This window comes from Nonomuraea guangzhouensis (genome assembly GCF_019396345.1).
GTDB lineage: Bacteria > Actinomycetota > Actinomycetes > Streptosporangiales > Streptosporangiaceae > Nonomuraea > Nonomuraea guangzhouensis.
Window position 1 is genome coordinate 68,083 of sequence record NZ_JAHKRM010000020.1, and the last position, 13,385, is coordinate 81,467.

The following is a 13,385-nucleotide window of genomic DNA, read 5'->3' on the forward strand; positions in this document are numbered from 1 at the left end:
GTTTTTTCCGATCGTGTGTTTGTTTGTCGTTTTCCGGGCAGGTGGAGACCGGTTGTTCGAGCGCAAGGAGCGCTGGTCATGAAAGACAAAATCCAGATAGGGCTGGCCATCGCCGCGGGGTACTACCTCGGCCGACGCCACAAGCTACGTTGGGCGACCACGCTGGCGGCCGCTGGACTGGCCAGTCGGCTGCGGGGTCAGGGAGGCCTGCTACAGCAGGGAATCAAGGCGCTCGGTACGTCGCCTGAGCTGGAGAAGATCACCGGCCGCCTGCGCGGCGAGCTGATGGAAGTCGGCAAGGCCGCGGCGGTGGCCATGACGAGCAGGCAGATCGAATCGCTGACCACGAGACTGCACGAGCGGGCGGAGGGGTTGCGCCTGCCGGCCACGCCCAAGGACACGGACGAAGAAGAGGACTACGAGGAGGACGAGTACGAGGAAGAGGAGCCTGAAGAGGAAGAGCCCCCGAAGCCGGCACCGCGAAGAAGAAGGCCGAAGGCCGAGCCCGTACGTGCCACGCGCCCCGTCCGCAAGGTACGGGGGTGAGCTCGATGGCTCAAGCACCGAAGACTCAGCCCCTCAAGAAGGTCACGGAGGCACTGCCGACGAACGAGCTCACCCAGGAGCTCAAGAACCTCGGACAAGCCTTGGCCGAGCGAGGCCTGCAATCCCTGGCCGACAAAGTCGAAGGGATGACCGGCCGGCTCACCGATTATGCGGCGGGCGACGGTGGAGGCGGGCTGATCAGCGCGATCACCGGATCGAAGAAGTCGGATGACTCGTCCGGCAAAGGGTCGATCCTGGGCTCCGCCGGCCTGGGCGCTGTCAAGGGCGCCTTCTCGGGCCTGATGGGCGGCCTGACCAAGGGGAACAAGAAGCTGCGGTTCGTCAACATCAGCGAAGCGCTTGACATCGGCGCTCCTGTGCGGGTCGTCTACAACCAATGGACGCAGTTCCAGGAGTTTCCCACCTTCATGAAGAAGGTGGAGCACGTAGGGAGCGAGTCCGAGGAGAAGGTCGACTGGAAGGCACAGATCTTCTGGTCCCATCGGAACTGGGAGTCGCAGATCGTCGAGCAGGTGCCCGACGAACGGATCATCTGGCGATCCAAGGGGTCCAAGGGCTACGTCGACGGCGCCGTCAGCTTCCACGCCCTCACACCCAGCCTGACCCGGGTCCTGCTCGTCCTCGAGTATCACCCGAAGGGAGTGGTGGAGCACGTCGGCAATCTCTGGCGCGCGCAGGGCCGGCGGGTACGGCTGGAGTTCAAGCACTTCAGGCGGCATGTCATGACGCAGACCATGCTGCATCCCGAGGAGATCGAGGACGCCGGGTGGCGTGGCGTGATCCACGACGGCGAGGTCGTCAAGGACCACGAGACGGTTCTCGAGGAGGAACGGGCCGCAAAGGAAGAGGAACCGGAAGAGGGCGAGCGCGCGGAAGCGGAGGAGCTGGAAGAGGAGGAGCCGGAAGAGGAGGAAGAGGCGCCAGAGGAAGAAGAGGACGAGTTGGAAGAAGAAGAGGAACCAGAGGAGGAGGAAGAAGAGGAAGAGGAAGAGCCGGAGGAAGAGGAAGAGCCCGAAGTGAAGCCGCGTGCCGCGTCCTCCCGGAGGCGTCCGAGAAGAGCACCACAGGCGCCTCCCGCCAAGGAACGCCCGGTTCGCCGCAGGGCCGGTGGCCGGAGCGCATGACGCGCGGCCGCGCAACGAAAACCGAGGGGAAAAGCAATGACCGTCCAACCCGCGTCAGGCGGAGTAGCAGCGGGTCCATCTCCGTCGGGCTTGGCCGACGTCATCGACACGATCCTCGACAAGGGGCTTGTCATCGACGCGTACGTCCGGGTGTCACTCGTCGGCATCGAGCTCTTGACGATCGATGCCCGGATCGTCATAGCCAGTGTGGACACCTACTTGCGCTTCGCTGAGGCCGTGAATCGGACGGATCTTTCGGAGTCCGGCGGGGAAGGCCTGCCCGAGCTCATGAAGGACATGTCACAGGGCCAGATCAGCGGCAAGAGCAAGGACGTCGCCCAAGGAGTGCTGGAAGCGGCGGGGGAGAAGCTGGGCGACTTCGTCGGCGGCCGTAGCGAGAAGAGCGAAGAGACGCGCGGCCGGCGGCATGACCGAGAGGAGCGCTGAAATGGCGCAATCTGCGAAAGCCGCGGATCCCGCTGGGCCTGAGCAGCGCACCCAGAAGACCGGCGTCTACATCTACGGTCTCGTACCCGAGGACGTCGAGGTGTCCAGCGACGCGCGCGGCATAGGGGACGAATCCGGAGAGATCCAGCTGGTCCGGCATGGCGAGATCGCTGCTCTGGTCAGCGAGATCTCGCTCGATCGCCCGCTGGGCACGCCCGACGACCTGTTCCGGCACGAGGCCCTGCTCGACGCCGCCGCCGCCGAGGTGCCGGTGCTTCCCATCCGCTTCGGTGCGGTGATGACGAACACGGAAGCCGTCGTCGACGAGCTGTTGACGCCCCACCACGATGAGTTCCGCAGCGCGCTGGACGAACTGGAAGGGCGGGCCGAATACATCGTCAAAGGGCGCTACGTCGAACAGACGCTGTTCCGTGAGGTGCTGAGTGAGCTTCCGGAAGTGGCCAAGCTGCGTGAGGAGATCCAGGGGCAACCCGAGGACCTGACGCGGGATGCGCGGATCCGGCTCGGGGAGCTGGTGAACCAGGCGGTCGCGGCCAAACGCGAAGCCGACACGCAGACTCTGGTCGAGGCCGTGGCTCCCCTCGCCGTCTTCACCGTCATCAGGGAGCCGTCTCATGAGCAGGACGCCGTTCATGTGGCCGTGCTCATGGAGACGGACCGGCAGGGCGAGCTGGAGGAGGCCGTGAACGGGTTCGCCGATCGATGGGCCGACCGGGTCGAGATGCGCCTGCTCGGTCCGCTGGCACCGTACGACTTCATCACCGCGCGGACCGAGGAGTGATCAGCGATGGGACTGATCGGCCTTGTTTTCGGCTGGCCGCTCGCGCCGGTCAAGGGGGTGATCCGGCTCGGCGAGCTGATCCAGGAGCAGGCGGAGCACGAACTGCGGGATCCGGCGGCTGTCCGCCGCCGGTTGGAGGAGGTCGAGCAGTCCAGAGCCGCCGGCCTGATCTCCGAAGAGGAAGAGGCTCAGGAGATGCAGGAGGCTCTTGAGCCGTTGACCGGCGGACCCGATGAGCCGATGACCGGCGGACCCGACTAGGTCGAGGCCGCCACGCCGCCGGGTGACGAAACAAGGGGGGTGATCGCGTGCCTGTCAGGCGCACTGCCCGCGAAGAGCGGGCGGCCGACCTCCGGGCGGAGAAGGGCTCGCGAGAAGAAAGCGACGACGTCAACGACGAGAGGCGGACGGGGCCGCGTCCCAAACGCCGTTCACGCGGGCTGTCGGTGCCGGCGGCCGGCGAAGCGGGGCTGCGCCACATCGCGGACCTGGCCGCGGGGGACCCGGAAGGCATCACGCTGGTGGAGCCGTTCGAGGGTGGCTGGCTGGTGAATGTCGAGGTGTTGGAAGATCACCGCATTCCATCCTCTGGCGACATCCTCGCGCTGTACGAGGCGGAGTTGGATCCGGAGGGAAAGCTGCTGTCCTACCGGAGGCTCCAGCGCTACAGGCGGGGCAGCGGCCCCACTGAGGAGGGCAGTCAGCGATGACCGAGCCGGGTGGCGTGGTACGCCAGCCCACCTCGTCCCTGTCCTCCGGCCACGAGCCGGCCAACCTCGGCGACATCCTGGAACGGGTGCTCGACCGAGGCATCATCATCGCGGGCGACATCCGCGTGAACCTCCTGGACATCGAGCTGCTGACCATCAAGCTCCGACTGATCATCGCCTCGGTCGACACCGCCAGGGAGATGGGCATCGACTGGTGGGAGCACGATCCCTGGCTCTCAGGCAAGGACCGGGAGCTGGTCGAGGAGAACCGCAGGCTCCGAGCCCGCCTGGCCGAGGTGGAGGAGGGCACCGCCCTGCCCCGCGGGCGGACCGCCGAGGTCGAGCCCGCGCGCAGGCGAACAATTGACGCTGAAGTGGAAGAGCACGATGAATGATGCGGGCACCTATCTGTACGCCGTCACGCGCGCCGAGGGCTCCGCACCCGCTGAAGACCTGAAGGGTGTGGCCGGCGAGGCGGTCCGCGCGATCACGCATGCCGGTCTCGTCGCCTACGTCAGTACGGTTCCGCTGGACCGGTTCGGCGAAGAGCCGCTGCGGCGGTCCATGGAAGACCTGGACTGGCTGAGTGAGACCGCCCGCGCGCACCATTCCGTGGTCGAGGCGGTCGCGCGGACGACTCCGACGGCCCCGGTACGGCTGGTCACGGTCTACAGCGGCGAAGACCAGATCCGGGAACTCCTGGACCGGCGCCATGACGATTTCACCGCGACACTCGCGCGGATCACCGGCCGGCAGGAATGGGGAGTGAAGGCGTACGTCGATCCGACCGCGCCGCCTTCCGGCGAAGGAGGCGAGAAAGACGAGGGAACGACCAGTCCGGGACTGGCATACCTCAAGAAACGTCAGGCGAGTCTGCGTAGCCGCGAGGAGAACTGGCGCCAGGCCACCGTGCGCGGCGAACACATCCATGACGTCCTCAAGTCCGTGGCGGTCGCGAGCCAGCGCCATCGCCCCCAGGACCCTCAGCTTTCGGGTCGTGCGGAGTGGATGGTGCTCAACGGCGCCTACCTCGTCGATCTCGACCGCGGCGCGGAATTCGCCCGGCTCGTCGCCGGACTGCGCGGCGAGGGCATCGACGTGCAGCTCACCGGCCCATGGGCGCCGTACTCCTTCGCCGCCTTCGCCGAGCCGACCAGAGGGGAGCCGACCAGAGGGGAGACAGGCGATGACCCTTGAGCAGCCCCGCGGTGCCGTGCTGGCCGAGGAGGGCCGGCTGCCGCCCGAGCGGGTGGCGCTGGTGGACCTCCTGGACCGGCTGCTGGCGGGCGGGGTCGTCGTGAGCGGTGACCTCGTCCTGTCCATCGCGGACATCGACCTGGTGCGCATCTCGGTACGCGCACTGATCATGTCAGTGCGGGGGCCTGATGAAGAATAAGCCCTCTTCATCGACGGAAAAGGCGCCCTCGAGACGGCTACGCATCGACACCGATGCCGAGGCGGTGGAGCGCGACCTGTCGCGCCTCGTGCTGACCCTGGTCGAGCTGGTACGCCAGCTCGTCGAGCGTCAATGCGTACGACGGATGGAGCAAGGAGATCTGTCGGACGAACAGGTCGAGGCACTGGGCCTGACCTTGATGCGGCTGGAAGAAGCGATGACCGAACTGTGCGACCGTTTCGGCCTTTCGCCATCCGATCTCAATATCGACCTCGGGCCGTTGGGAACGCTGCTTCCCCCAGAATGAGACAGCGGAAGCCGTGCCGGCTTCCGCTGTTCAGCTCACTTCTTGAAGGCGTCCTTCACCTTCTCGCCCGCTTGCTTGAGATTGCCCTTGGTCTTCTCGGCCCTCCCCTTGGCCTGCAGCGATTCGTCGACGGCGGCCTCTCCTACACGCTCTTTGGCCGCGCCCTTCACTTCCTGCGCCTTGGCCTTGATCTTGTTTGTCTTGCTCATGTTCAACCCCCTTGAGGTTCTAAGCAGCAGCTACCCAGGCCGCAGAAGTTAAGCGGGGGTGAGCAGCGCCTCGTTCTCCTTCTTCTTGGGGTTGGGCTGCCGCAGTACGGTGAGCGCCACGATGAAGGCGGCCACGAGCAGCGCGGCGGAGATGGTGAAGGCCACGGTGTAGCCGCCGGTCAGCGCGACCGCCTGGCTCTGCCCGGCGGACAGCAGTTCCTCGGTACGCGAGGCGGCCAGCGTGGACAGCACCGCGACACCGATGGCCATGCCGACCTGCTGGGTGGTGTTGAACAGCCCGGAGGCCAGGCCCGCGTCGTCGGCCTTGGCACCGGACATGCCGAGCGTGGTCAGCGCCGGGAGCACCAGGCCGCCACCCGCGATGAGCAGCATGACCGGGAGCAGGTCGGTGACGTAGTCCGCGGTCACCGGTACGCGGGTGAGCCAGCCCATCGCGCCGAGCAGGAGCGCCAGGCCGACGAGCAGGACGGGGCGTTCGCCGAAGCGGGTGTTGAGCCGGGCGGAGACGAACAGGGAGATGCCGCCGATGGCCACCGCCGCGGGCAGCATCGCTAGCCCGGTCTCGAGCGCGGTGTAGCCGAGGACCTTCTGCATGAAGAGCGCGACGATGATCTGGAAGGAGAACATGGCCGACAGCGCCAGCATCTGGACCAGGTTGGCACCGGAGACGTTGCGCGAGTGGAAGATCCGCAGCGGCATCAGCGGGGTTCCGGCGGTGGCCTGACGGACGACGAACGCGGCCAGCAGGGCGAGTGACACCGCGCCGAGGCCGAGGGTGTGTGCCGCGAGCCAGCCGTACTCCTCGATCTTGACCACCGTGTAGATGCCCAGCATCAGGCCGCCGGTGACCAGCGCGGCGCCGAGGACGTCGGCCCCGGCGGCCAGTCCGGCCCCACGCTCGCCCGGCAGCGCCCAGATCGCCAGCCCGATCGTGGCCAGGCCGATCGGCAGGTTGATGAAGAAGATCCAGTGCCAGCTGAGCGCGTCGGTGATGACCCCGCCCAGGACCTGGCCGATCGCGGCGCCGGCGGCGCCGGTGAAGCTGAAGACGCCGATCGCCTTGGCCCGCTCCCTGGGCACCGTGAACAACGTCACCAGGATGCCCAGCACGACCGCGGAGGCCATGGCGCTGCCGACGCCCTGCAGGAACCGGGCGCCGATCAGCATGCCGGGTCCGGTCGCCGCGCCGGCCAGCAGCGACGCGGCGGTGAAGACCGCGTTTCCGGCCAGGAACATGGTTTTGCGGCCGATGAGGTCGCCCAACCGGCCGGCCAGGAGGAGCAACCCGCCGAAGGCGATCCCGTACGCGTTGACGATCCAGCTCAGCCCGGCGGGCGAGAAACCCAGGTCCCGCTGGATGGCCGGCATCGCGACGGTCACGATGCTGCCGTCCAGGACCGTCATCAGCATCGCGGCGGACAGCACCGCGAGCGCCAGCCAGCGGGAAGGTGTGGTGAATGACATGGCCATCTCCTGCTCAAAGGGACAACAAGAGAGACCATAGCAGATAGTTTTGTTAGAGACGATCTATTTCAGGACTTCTGTCGGGCCCGCCTGACCCCTTGGGGGGCCTCGGCGGGGGTGGCCAGATGCTCCGTCACCAGGCGGTTCATGGCTCGCAGGAGCACCTCGGCCTCGTCCTTGGGCAGTGCGTCCAGAGCCGCCTGGTGCACGCCGTCGACGATCGCCTGGCTCTGCTTGGCGACCTCGGCGCCCTTCTCGGTGATCGCGATGATCCGGGCGCGCCGGTCCGTACTGGAGGGGCGGCGCTCGGCGAGGCCCGCCTTCTCCAGGGCGTCGACGGTGACCACCATCGTGGTCTTGTCCATGTCGCCGAGCTCCGCGAGCTGGATCTGCGTGCGCTCTTCCTCCAGGGCGTGCACGAGCACGCAGTGCATCCGCGCCGTCAGCCCGATCTCGGCCAGCGCCGCCGCCATCCGGGTTCTCAGGACGTGGCTGGTGTGGTCCAGCAGGTACGACAGGTCCGGCGCGGAGCGGGCAGGGGCCATGGCAGTCATGCCCCTAGTCTACCAATTAGTTTTGTTTTGGATTATCTACAAGCCCCGAGCCCGGCGTGCCCCACGTGCCGCCGGGGGATCGGGTGAGCGGCGGTCCGGCTACTCGCTCGGCTTCGCCTCGCCCTTCCTGGCGGCCTCGGCCACCCGGAGGACGGCGCTCTTCGCGCTCTCACGAGGGGATCGCGCCTCCGCTCCGGAAGGGGTGAATCGGTGCGCATCGCTGAGGTCCGGGTCCTGCTGGAGGATGCGCTGGTGGAGGTGCTCGATGTCCGCGCCCGGGTCGGCCCCGAGCTCGTCGGCCAGCCGTTTCCGCAAGGCGGAGAACGCGCCGAGGGCTTCGGCCGACCGGCCGGCGTGGTGGCAGGCCAGCATGAACAGGCCGGTCAGCTGCTCGTCGGGCGGCCCGGCGCTGGCGAGTTCCAGGATCTCGGGGACGAGCTGCGCGTGGTGCCCGAGCCGTAGCTCGGCCTCCAGGCAGTCGATCACCGCGGCGCGGTGTTCCGCCTGCAGCTTGGCCCGGGCGTTCGCCGCGGACTGACCGGTCAGGCCGCTGAGCGGTTCGCCGGGCCGCAGGCCGCGGGTGCCCCACTGCCGAAGGGCGTCACGCAGGATCAGTACGGCCTGCGCGTCGTCCCGGCAGAGCAGCGGCCGGGCGTCGTTCACTAGATCGCGGAACCGGTACACGTCGACCTGGTTCCGGTCGGTCAGCAACCGATAGCCGCCCTGGTACTTGGGCAGCATGTCACCCAACCCCGGCCCGCTGGAATGGCCCAGATGAGCGCGCAGGTCACTCGCATAGTGCTGGATGACCTTGCGCGCGCTGCTTATCGGCTCCGCGCCCCAGATCTTGTCGATCAGCTCCTCCATGGTGACCGGCCGGGTCCCCGCCAGCAGGAGTAAAGCCAGCATCAAACGTTGTTTTCGGTCACCGACATAAACCCGCACACCGTCCCGGTACGCCTCCACGCCGTTCAACAATCGAAACTGCATCGCCCAACTCCTTCGTACCGCGCGTATTGGATATGACTAAAAGCATTCATAGAATTCCTCTGGCAGCCACGGGGGGCCCAAGGCACCCCGAAACGAACAGGGGAGAAATAATGGGTTCTGCCAAGGAAAGCCGGTCGCCGCGCGCCGCATGGTTCAAGGCGACCTTCAGTGACAACGGCGGTGGCTGCGTCGAGATCGCGTTGGGTGAGGACGAGGTCGCGGTCCGCGATTCCAAGGACCCCGATGGGCCCGTTCTCTACTTCAGTGGCGCGGAGTGGGGCGCGTTTCTCGCCGGGGTGCACGCCGGCGAGTTCGACCTGAGGTGAGCGGGGCCGTTCTCCGCGGCGGACGCGGCGAGGCACGGGTCACCGGGCCGTGGTGCGGATGTCGGCGCTGACCGTGGCGAGGAACTCCCGCGCCTCGTCGTCGAAGATGGCCATCTCGCTCAGCAGTGACCACTGGCGCTGATAGACCGCGATGTCGTCGGCGTGACCGGCGGTCAATCTCACGTGCGCCGTCTCTATCTCCACAAAAGTATCCGCCGTGCTGCCGTCGCTCTCGTAGACGGTGAAACCATGCGGTGGGCAGACAAGTGCTTCTGTGTTGTGCGGTATCAACCCGATGCTGACGTTCTCCAGGGTGCTGAGAGAGGCTATCCGGTCCAATTGGGCCAGCAGGAGTTTGGGCGGTCCCGGGCGGCACCTGAGGGCCGCCTCGGTAATGAGGAATGCGAAACTCCGGCTTTCCTCATAGAGCGCGAGCTGCCGTTGCAAGCGAGCCGAGACGGCCATGGACAGGGCGCTCTCGGAGTACGGCGGGTCGAACAGCGAGAAGACGCGCCGGGCGTACTCGGCGGTCTGCAACAGCCCCGGGACGAGGGTGGGCTGGAACCCACGGATCAGCTGCGCCTGGTCTTCCTGCTCCCGGATCTCGTCCTGCAGGTGCGCCTGCCGCTGGAGCGCGGCCCGCCAGGTGTGCATCTCGGTGAACGCCGCTTCGGTGAGGTCGGTCAGCCATTCCCGGGTCTGCGTCGAGGCCTCCACCGCCGCACCCCATGCCGTCACCTCCGGCAGTGACGGGATCACGGTCCCGGACTCGATGCGTGACACCTTGGACTGGCTGATGCCGACCCGGTGCGCCAGGTCTCGCCCGGAGATCCCGGCCTGGTCGCGCAGGCGCCGCAGCTCCGTCGCGAGCCGTTCGCGCTTGGTGCGGTGTTCGGCGCCGTCACTCGCGACTGTGTTCATCCGCCCTGCACCCTCGACAGCATCCGGCGCACCCATTCCCTACGAACCAGTTTGATGCCAATTGATGATGCACTAAATCAGCTAATGTCGCATACGTCAAACCAGGGCGTACCGACTCGCTGCCCTGTTCGTAGCGGGGATCCCTGGTCCAGGCGCCGCCGCCGCATGCCGGGTGATTCAGAATGATTCACGGCCGGGCGGCGGGAGGGGCAGTCAACGAACGAGTACACGACGCCACTGCGTCGTTCTGCGCGGAGCACCACGGGCGGGTGGCTCACAGTGATGCGGGGCCCGGAACACACATCGAGGGGAAACACAGATGTTCAGCAGAAACACTCTGCTCCGCAACACGGGCATGGCCCTGGGGTTCGTCACCGTGCTGTTCGCCGGCGCCACAGCGCTCGCCGGTCCGGCGTCGGCGGCGACGGTCAACGCGCAGGTGGACGGGACCAGGATCCTCGTCAACGGGAGCGCCGTGGCCGACGGGATCGACGTCAGCTCGCTCGGCGGCTTCATCACCGTCGGCAACACGCTGGGATCGGTCGCCGCCGGCCCCGGCTGCCAGCAGCTGGGGGCCGGCGTGCGCTGCCCGGTGACCGGGATCACCCGCGTAGACGTGTTCGCGGGGGCCGGTAACGACGCGATCCGCAACAACACCACCCTGCCGAGCACGCTGTCCGGCGACACCGGCACCGACACCGTCAACGGCGGCTCCAAGGCCGACCTGCTCGCGGGGGGCTTCGGCGACGACGTGATCAACGGGGGTGCGGGCGACGACCAGATCCGTGGTCTGGCCGGCAACGACCGGCTGAGCGGTGGCGCCGGGATCGACCGGATCGACGGCGGTGGCGACACCGACAGCTGCAACGGTGAAAGCGAGATCAACTGCGAGCTGTAGGCTCCGGGCCCGGCCACCGCGTTCTGCGCGCCGCGGTGGCCGGGCAGCCAGAGATACGTGCGCGGGCGATATCCGGTTCATGCCCAGTAGAACGCGCCCAACGGAAACTGACCAGACCTCAAGCCATACGGCTTAGCTCCCACGGGTCGTGCGCGGAGAACACCGCCACTCCGTGCACGTTCGCCAGGTCCCGCAGCCGGGCCTGGCTGGTCAGCCGCGACTCCTCGTCCACCTGCGAGCCGAGCTGCACGATGTCCATCAGCGGATGCGAGAGCGGCTCGTCGGGCGACAGCTCGCGGTGGTAGAAGTAGGCGTCACCGGCGTGCAGCAGCCACCGGTCGCCGTCCCTGACCGCCACCCCCGCGTGGCCCAGGGTGTGCCCGCCGAGCGGCACCATCAGGAAGTCCGTGGAGAACGTCGACGGCCGTACGCCCTCGACCCCGTTCCAGGTGTCGCCGGTGCCGGGATAGGTGACCCAGCGCGGGCCGTGCGCCCAGTGACTGGGGCGATAGCGGCGGTTCGGCGCCTCCGTGAGCGCCGCCTGCAGCTCGGCCGCCATGACGTGCACCTCGGCCTGCGGGAAGTCGGGCAGCCCGCCGCTGTGGTCGACGTCCAGGTGGGTCAGCAGGATGTGGCGTACGTCCGCCGGGTCGTGGCCGAGCGCGGCGATCTGCCGGACCGCGGTCTCCGCCGGCAGGAGCGCGGGGCCGACCAGCTCGACCCACTCGCTTTCGAGCGTCTCGCCGGGCCGTGTCACGTCGTCCAGCCCCAGCCCCGCCTCCACCAGGACGAGCCCCGAGTCGGGGGTCTCGACGAGCAGGGCGTGGCAGACGGCGGGCGCGGAGGGCAGGGACTCGGTCGAATCGATCTCGCGCATCGAGCCGAGGTTGAGGTGGTGAATTTTCATGTGACCTAGACTCCTACTTGAAGCGCGGTTCAAGTCAAGGAGCGAGTGTGGACGAGACGCCGGACGAGACGTTGCTCGACATCGGTGAGGTGGCGCGGCGGTCCGGCCTGGCGCCGTCGGCCCTGCGCTTCTACGAGCGCAAGGGGCTCATCACGGCCGTCGGACGCAACGGCCTGCGCCGTACATACCTGCCCGCGACGCTCGAACGGCTGGCGCTGGTCACCTGCGCGCGCGACGCCGGGTTCACGCTCGCCGAGATCGCCGCCTTCCTACGCGCCGGGCCGTCCGACGCCGTGCTGCGCGAGGGGATGGCCGCCAAGGAGCGCGCGGTGGACGAGCGGATCGCGCAGCTCACCCGGCTGCGTGACAGCCTGCGCCACGCGGCGGTCTGCGACCACGACCCGCTCGTCGAATGCCCCGACTTCAAGCAGGCCATCCGCCGCGTCAGCGCCCCCTAGAAATCAGCGCCCCCTAGAAAGGCGTCAGCGCCCCTGGGAAAGGCCGGGCGTCAGGCCGCGCTCACATACTGCCTCGGCCGCAGCGCGTGGGCGCGGAGCGCGGCCAGGGCCGCGAGCTGACCGGGCCGCGTCACCCGTACGGCGAGATCGTCGGCGAACGCCAGGCCGAGCGCGGTCAGCTGCCCGACCAGCTCGATGACCGGCGTGGCGATGTCCTCAAGGTTCGTCGCCGGATGCCAGCCCTCGCCGCCGACCACCTCCGCCACGCGCTCGCGCAGCTCGGTGGGTGACATGAGCGCGCCGTCGGCGAGCAGCATGAGCGCGGCCTCACGCGCCGAGACCTCGAACTCGTGCTCGCCCCTGGCCAGCAGCAGCCGGGTGACCGCGTCCCACATGGCCTCGGGCGAGTCGAGCAGCCGCCTGCCGTGTTCGGTGATCGACAGCCGGGCGCCGTTGCGGCTGATCGCGCCCAGCTCGTGTTCGGCCAGCTCGCGCAGCCGGAGCGCCTCCGCCGACGGGGCCAGCCGCATGGGCAGGCTGCCTTCGGAGGCGGCCAGCGACAGCAGGCCGTGGAGCCCGGGCAGCGGCTGGACCGACACCGGAGCGTGCAGTCGCACCTCGAACGGCTGGGCCAGCTCACGCCGGGCCGGACCGCGGCCGAGCACCCAGCGGTTGAGCCGCTCGCCATGCACGCGGTGCAGCCAGCTGTCGCCACCGAGCTCGGCCCGTGGCTCGGTCAGCCAGCGCTTGGTGAGCGCGCCGGGATCGACGCTGTCGCCCGAGACGATCGCCAGCTCCAGCGCCGCGGAGCAGGCGACGTGCGCGCCCAGCTCCTCGGGGCCCATGATCATGCTCCACTGCAGATCGGGCACGTCGGGTGGGAGCACGCCTGTGGCTTCGAGCGCCACCTGATAAGCGCTGGTGCCCGCGTCCTCACCCTCGCGGGCGTAGGTGCGCAGGATCTGCGCCGTGGTCGTCGACTCACAGAGCGCGGCATAGCGTTCGAGCCCGCCGAGCTGCAGCAGCCGGCCGAGGGAATGGGCCAGCCGCACGTGGTCACCGCCGACCTTGAGCGGCAACGTGTACCAGAGGAACTCGCAGACGTCGAGCTGAGTAACCGTCTCCAGCGGCTCCCCGCCGGTCAACCACTCCACAGCGGTCCTGGCCTCTTCGGCCAGATCCGGCTCGGAGCGCTCCAACTCGGCGAGCAGGGCGGTGACGTCTGGTGCACTCATGCCTCGAAGTTTGCCGTATCGACCCCGGGCCTGACGATGACCGAAACCG

At 68.1% G+C, this 13,385-nt stretch carries 20 protein-coding genes; 13 read left to right on the plus strand and 7 right to left on the minus strand.

Translation table 11 applies throughout. From position 1 onward, the window contains the following. Positions 1 to 78: 78 nt before the first annotated feature. The 10 genes from KME78_RS36395 (at position 79) to KME78_RS36440 (ending at position 5,353) form a co-directional block, all read left to right on the plus strand. Entirely contained in the window at positions 79 to 546 is a 468-nt protein-coding gene (locus KME78_RS36395; RefSeq protein WP_219533986.1) for a hypothetical protein, read from the plus strand. 5 nt (positions 547 to 551) lie between these two features. Continuing rightward, entirely contained in the window at positions 552 to 1,691 is a 1,140-nt protein-coding gene (locus KME78_RS36400; protein WP_219533987.1) for an SRPBCC family protein, read from the plus strand. Positions 1,692 to 1,781: 90 nt separating this feature from the next. Beyond that, positions 1,782 to 2,138 carry a gas vesicle protein GvpJ gene (gene gvpJ / locus KME78_RS36405; protein ID WP_443687875.1) on the plus strand — a complete coding sequence of 119 codons (357 nt, stop codon included), beginning with the start codon at positions 1,782 to 1,784 and terminating at the stop codon, positions 2,136 to 2,138. A 1-nt stretch (position 2,139) separates the two neighbouring features. Next, positions 2,140 to 2,940, plus strand: coding sequence for a GvpL/GvpF family gas vesicle protein (locus KME78_RS36410; RefSeq protein WP_219533989.1), 801 nt, complete (start codon positions 2,140 to 2,142; stop codon positions 2,938 to 2,940). Between the two features lie 6 nt (positions 2,941 to 2,946). Continuing rightward, positions 2,947 to 3,201, plus strand: a complete 255-nt coding sequence (locus KME78_RS36415) for a gas vesicle protein GvpG (protein ID WP_219533990.1) — start codon at positions 2,947 to 2,949, stop codon at positions 3,199 to 3,201. A gap of 47 nt (positions 3,202 to 3,248) precedes the next feature. Further along, complete coding sequence (gene gvpO / locus KME78_RS36420; RefSeq protein WP_219533991.1) at positions 3,249 to 3,650, plus strand: gas vesicle protein GvpO; 402 nt, start codon at positions 3,249 to 3,251, stop codon at positions 3,648 to 3,650. After that, positions 3,647 to 4,045: a gas vesicle protein gene (locus KME78_RS36425; RefSeq protein WP_219533992.1), complete on the plus strand. Its 399-nt coding sequence runs from the start codon at positions 3,647 to 3,649 to the stop codon at positions 4,043 to 4,045. The genes gvpO and KME78_RS36425 overlap by 4 nt, the downstream gene beginning before the upstream one ends. After that, the gene (locus tag KME78_RS36430; protein ID WP_219533993.1) at positions 4,038 to 4,847 is read left to right on the plus strand and encodes a GvpL/GvpF family gas vesicle protein; all 810 of its coding nucleotides are present in this window, start codon (positions 4,038 to 4,040) and stop codon (positions 4,845 to 4,847) included. The genes KME78_RS36425 and KME78_RS36430 overlap by 8 nt, the downstream gene beginning before the upstream one ends. Then, a complete protein-coding gene (locus tag KME78_RS36435) occupies positions 4,837 to 5,046 on the plus strand; it encodes a gas vesicle protein (RefSeq protein ID WP_219533994.1) in 210 nt (69 codons plus the stop codon). The genes KME78_RS36430 and KME78_RS36435 overlap by 11 nt, the downstream gene beginning before the upstream one ends. Beyond that, positions 5,036 to 5,353 carry a gas vesicle protein K gene (locus tag KME78_RS36440; protein WP_219533995.1) on the plus strand — a complete coding sequence of 106 codons (318 nt, stop codon included), beginning with the start codon at positions 5,036 to 5,038 and terminating at the stop codon, positions 5,351 to 5,353. Before KME78_RS36435 ends, KME78_RS36440 begins: the two co-directional genes overlap by 11 nt. A 35-nt stretch (positions 5,354 to 5,388) precedes the next feature. Here the strand turns inward: KME78_RS36440 and KME78_RS36445 are convergent, their stop codons facing one another. The 4 genes from KME78_RS36445 to KME78_RS36460 form a co-directional block, all read right to left on the minus strand. Next, positions 5,389 to 5,562, minus strand: a complete 174-nt coding sequence (locus tag KME78_RS36445; protein ID WP_219533996.1) for a CsbD family protein — start codon at positions 5,560 to 5,562, stop codon at positions 5,389 to 5,391. A gap of 48 nt (positions 5,563 to 5,610) precedes the next feature. Continuing rightward, positions 5,611 to 7,047 (minus strand): DHA2 family efflux MFS transporter permease subunit, encoded by a 1,437-nt coding sequence (locus tag KME78_RS36450; protein ID WP_219533997.1) that lies wholly within the window; start codon positions 7,045 to 7,047, stop codon positions 5,611 to 5,613. Positions 7,048 to 7,115: 68 nt separating this feature from the next. After that, on the minus strand, positions 7,116 to 7,601 hold the full coding sequence (locus KME78_RS36455; protein ID WP_219533998.1) for a MarR family winged helix-turn-helix transcriptional regulator: 486 nt from the start codon (positions 7,599 to 7,601) through the stop codon (positions 7,116 to 7,118). 99 nt (positions 7,602 to 7,700) lie between these two features. Beyond that, positions 7,701 to 8,510, minus strand: a complete 810-nt coding sequence (locus tag KME78_RS36460) for an AfsR/SARP family transcriptional regulator (RefSeq protein WP_219533999.1) — start codon at positions 8,508 to 8,510, stop codon at positions 7,701 to 7,703. A gap of 191 nt (positions 8,511 to 8,701) precedes the next feature. Between KME78_RS36460 and KME78_RS36465 the strand changes: the two genes are divergently transcribed. Next, entirely contained in the window at positions 8,702 to 8,917 is a 216-nt protein-coding gene (locus KME78_RS36465) for a DUF397 domain-containing protein (protein ID WP_219534000.1), read from the plus strand. Positions 8,918 to 8,956: 39 nt separating this feature from the next. Here KME78_RS36465 and KME78_RS36470 read toward each other — a convergent pair whose 3' ends face one another. Continuing rightward, positions 8,957 to 9,838, minus strand: a complete 882-nt coding sequence (locus KME78_RS36470) for a helix-turn-helix domain-containing protein (protein ID WP_219534001.1) — start codon at positions 9,836 to 9,838, stop codon at positions 8,957 to 8,959. 319 nt (positions 9,839 to 10,157) lie between these two features. On the opposite strand from KME78_RS36470, the gene KME78_RS36475 reads away from it, so the two are divergent. Next, positions 10,158 to 10,736 carry a calcium-binding protein gene (locus KME78_RS36475; RefSeq protein ID WP_219534141.1) on the plus strand — a complete coding sequence of 193 codons (579 nt, stop codon included), beginning with the start codon at positions 10,158 to 10,160 and terminating at the stop codon, positions 10,734 to 10,736. 118 nt (positions 10,737 to 10,854) lie between these two features. Here the strand turns inward: KME78_RS36475 and KME78_RS36480 are convergent, their stop codons facing one another. Next, positions 10,855 to 11,643 (minus strand): MBL fold metallo-hydrolase, encoded by a 789-nt coding sequence (locus KME78_RS36480; RefSeq protein ID WP_219534002.1) that lies wholly within the window; start codon positions 11,641 to 11,643, stop codon positions 10,855 to 10,857. A gap of 47 nt (positions 11,644 to 11,690) precedes the next feature. Between KME78_RS36480 and KME78_RS36485 the strand changes: the two genes are divergently transcribed. Next, entirely contained in the window at positions 11,691 to 12,101 is a 411-nt protein-coding gene (locus KME78_RS36485) for a MerR family transcriptional regulator (RefSeq protein WP_219534004.1), read from the plus strand. Between the two features lie 50 nt (positions 12,102 to 12,151). On the opposite strand, the gene KME78_RS36490 is transcribed toward KME78_RS36485, so the two are convergent. Further along, positions 12,152 to 13,336 (minus strand): hypothetical protein, encoded by a 1,185-nt coding sequence (locus KME78_RS36490; protein WP_219534005.1) that lies wholly within the window; start codon positions 13,334 to 13,336, stop codon positions 12,152 to 12,154. Positions 13,337 to 13,385 lie beyond the last annotated feature (49 nt).

Coding starts and splice junctions, on each gene's coding strand:
- KME78_RS36480 (WP_219534002.1), bottom strand. CDS start 11,643: ATGAAAATTCACCACCTCAACCTCGGCTCGATGCGCGAGATCGATTCG.
- KME78_RS36490 (WP_219534005.1), bottom strand. CDS start 13,336: ATGAGTGCACCAGACGTCACCGCCCTGCTCGCCGAGTTGGAGCGCTCC.
- KME78_RS36415 (WP_219533990.1), top strand. CDS start 2,947: ATGGGACTGATCGGCCTTGTTTTCGGCTGGCCGCTCGCGCCGGTCAAG.
- KME78_RS36440 (WP_219533995.1), top strand. CDS start 5,036: ATGAAGAATAAGCCCTCTTCATCGACGGAAAAGGCGCCCTCGAGACGG.
- KME78_RS36430 (WP_219533993.1), top strand. CDS start 4,038: ATGAATGATGCGGGCACCTATCTGTACGCCGTCACGCGCGCCGAGGGC.
- KME78_RS36470 (WP_219534001.1), bottom strand. CDS start 9,838: ATGAACACAGTCGCGAGTGACGGCGCCGAACACCGCACCAAGCGCGAA.
- KME78_RS36400 (WP_219533987.1), top strand. CDS start 552: ATGGCTCAAGCACCGAAGACTCAGCCCCTCAAGAAGGTCACGGAGGCA.
- KME78_RS36410 (WP_219533989.1), top strand. CDS start 2,140: ATGGCGCAATCTGCGAAAGCCGCGGATCCCGCTGGGCCTGAGCAGCGC.
- KME78_RS36445 (WP_219533996.1), bottom strand. CDS start 5,562: ATGAGCAAGACAAACAAGATCAAGGCCAAGGCGCAGGAAGTGAAGGGC.
- KME78_RS36395 (WP_219533986.1), top strand. CDS start 79: ATGAAAGACAAAATCCAGATAGGGCTGGCCATCGCCGCGGGGTACTAC.
- KME78_RS36450 (WP_219533997.1), bottom strand. CDS start 7,047: ATGTCATTCACCACACCTTCCCGCTGGCTGGCGCTCGCGGTGCTGTCC.
- KME78_RS36435 (WP_219533994.1), top strand. CDS start 4,837: ATGACCCTTGAGCAGCCCCGCGGTGCCGTGCTGGCCGAGGAGGGCCGG.
- KME78_RS36465 (WP_219534000.1), top strand. CDS start 8,702: ATGGGTTCTGCCAAGGAAAGCCGGTCGCCGCGCGCCGCATGGTTCAAG.
- KME78_RS36475 (WP_219534141.1), top strand. CDS start 10,158: ATGTTCAGCAGAAACACTCTGCTCCGCAACACGGGCATGGCCCTGGGG.
- KME78_RS36455 (WP_219533998.1), bottom strand. CDS start 7,601: ATGACTGCCATGGCCCCTGCCCGCTCCGCGCCGGACCTGTCGTACCTG.
- KME78_RS36460 (WP_219533999.1), bottom strand. CDS start 8,510: ATGCTGGCTTTACTCCTGCTGGCGGGGACCCGGCCGGTCACCATGGAG.
- KME78_RS36425 (WP_219533992.1), top strand. CDS start 3,647: ATGACCGAGCCGGGTGGCGTGGTACGCCAGCCCACCTCGTCCCTGTCC.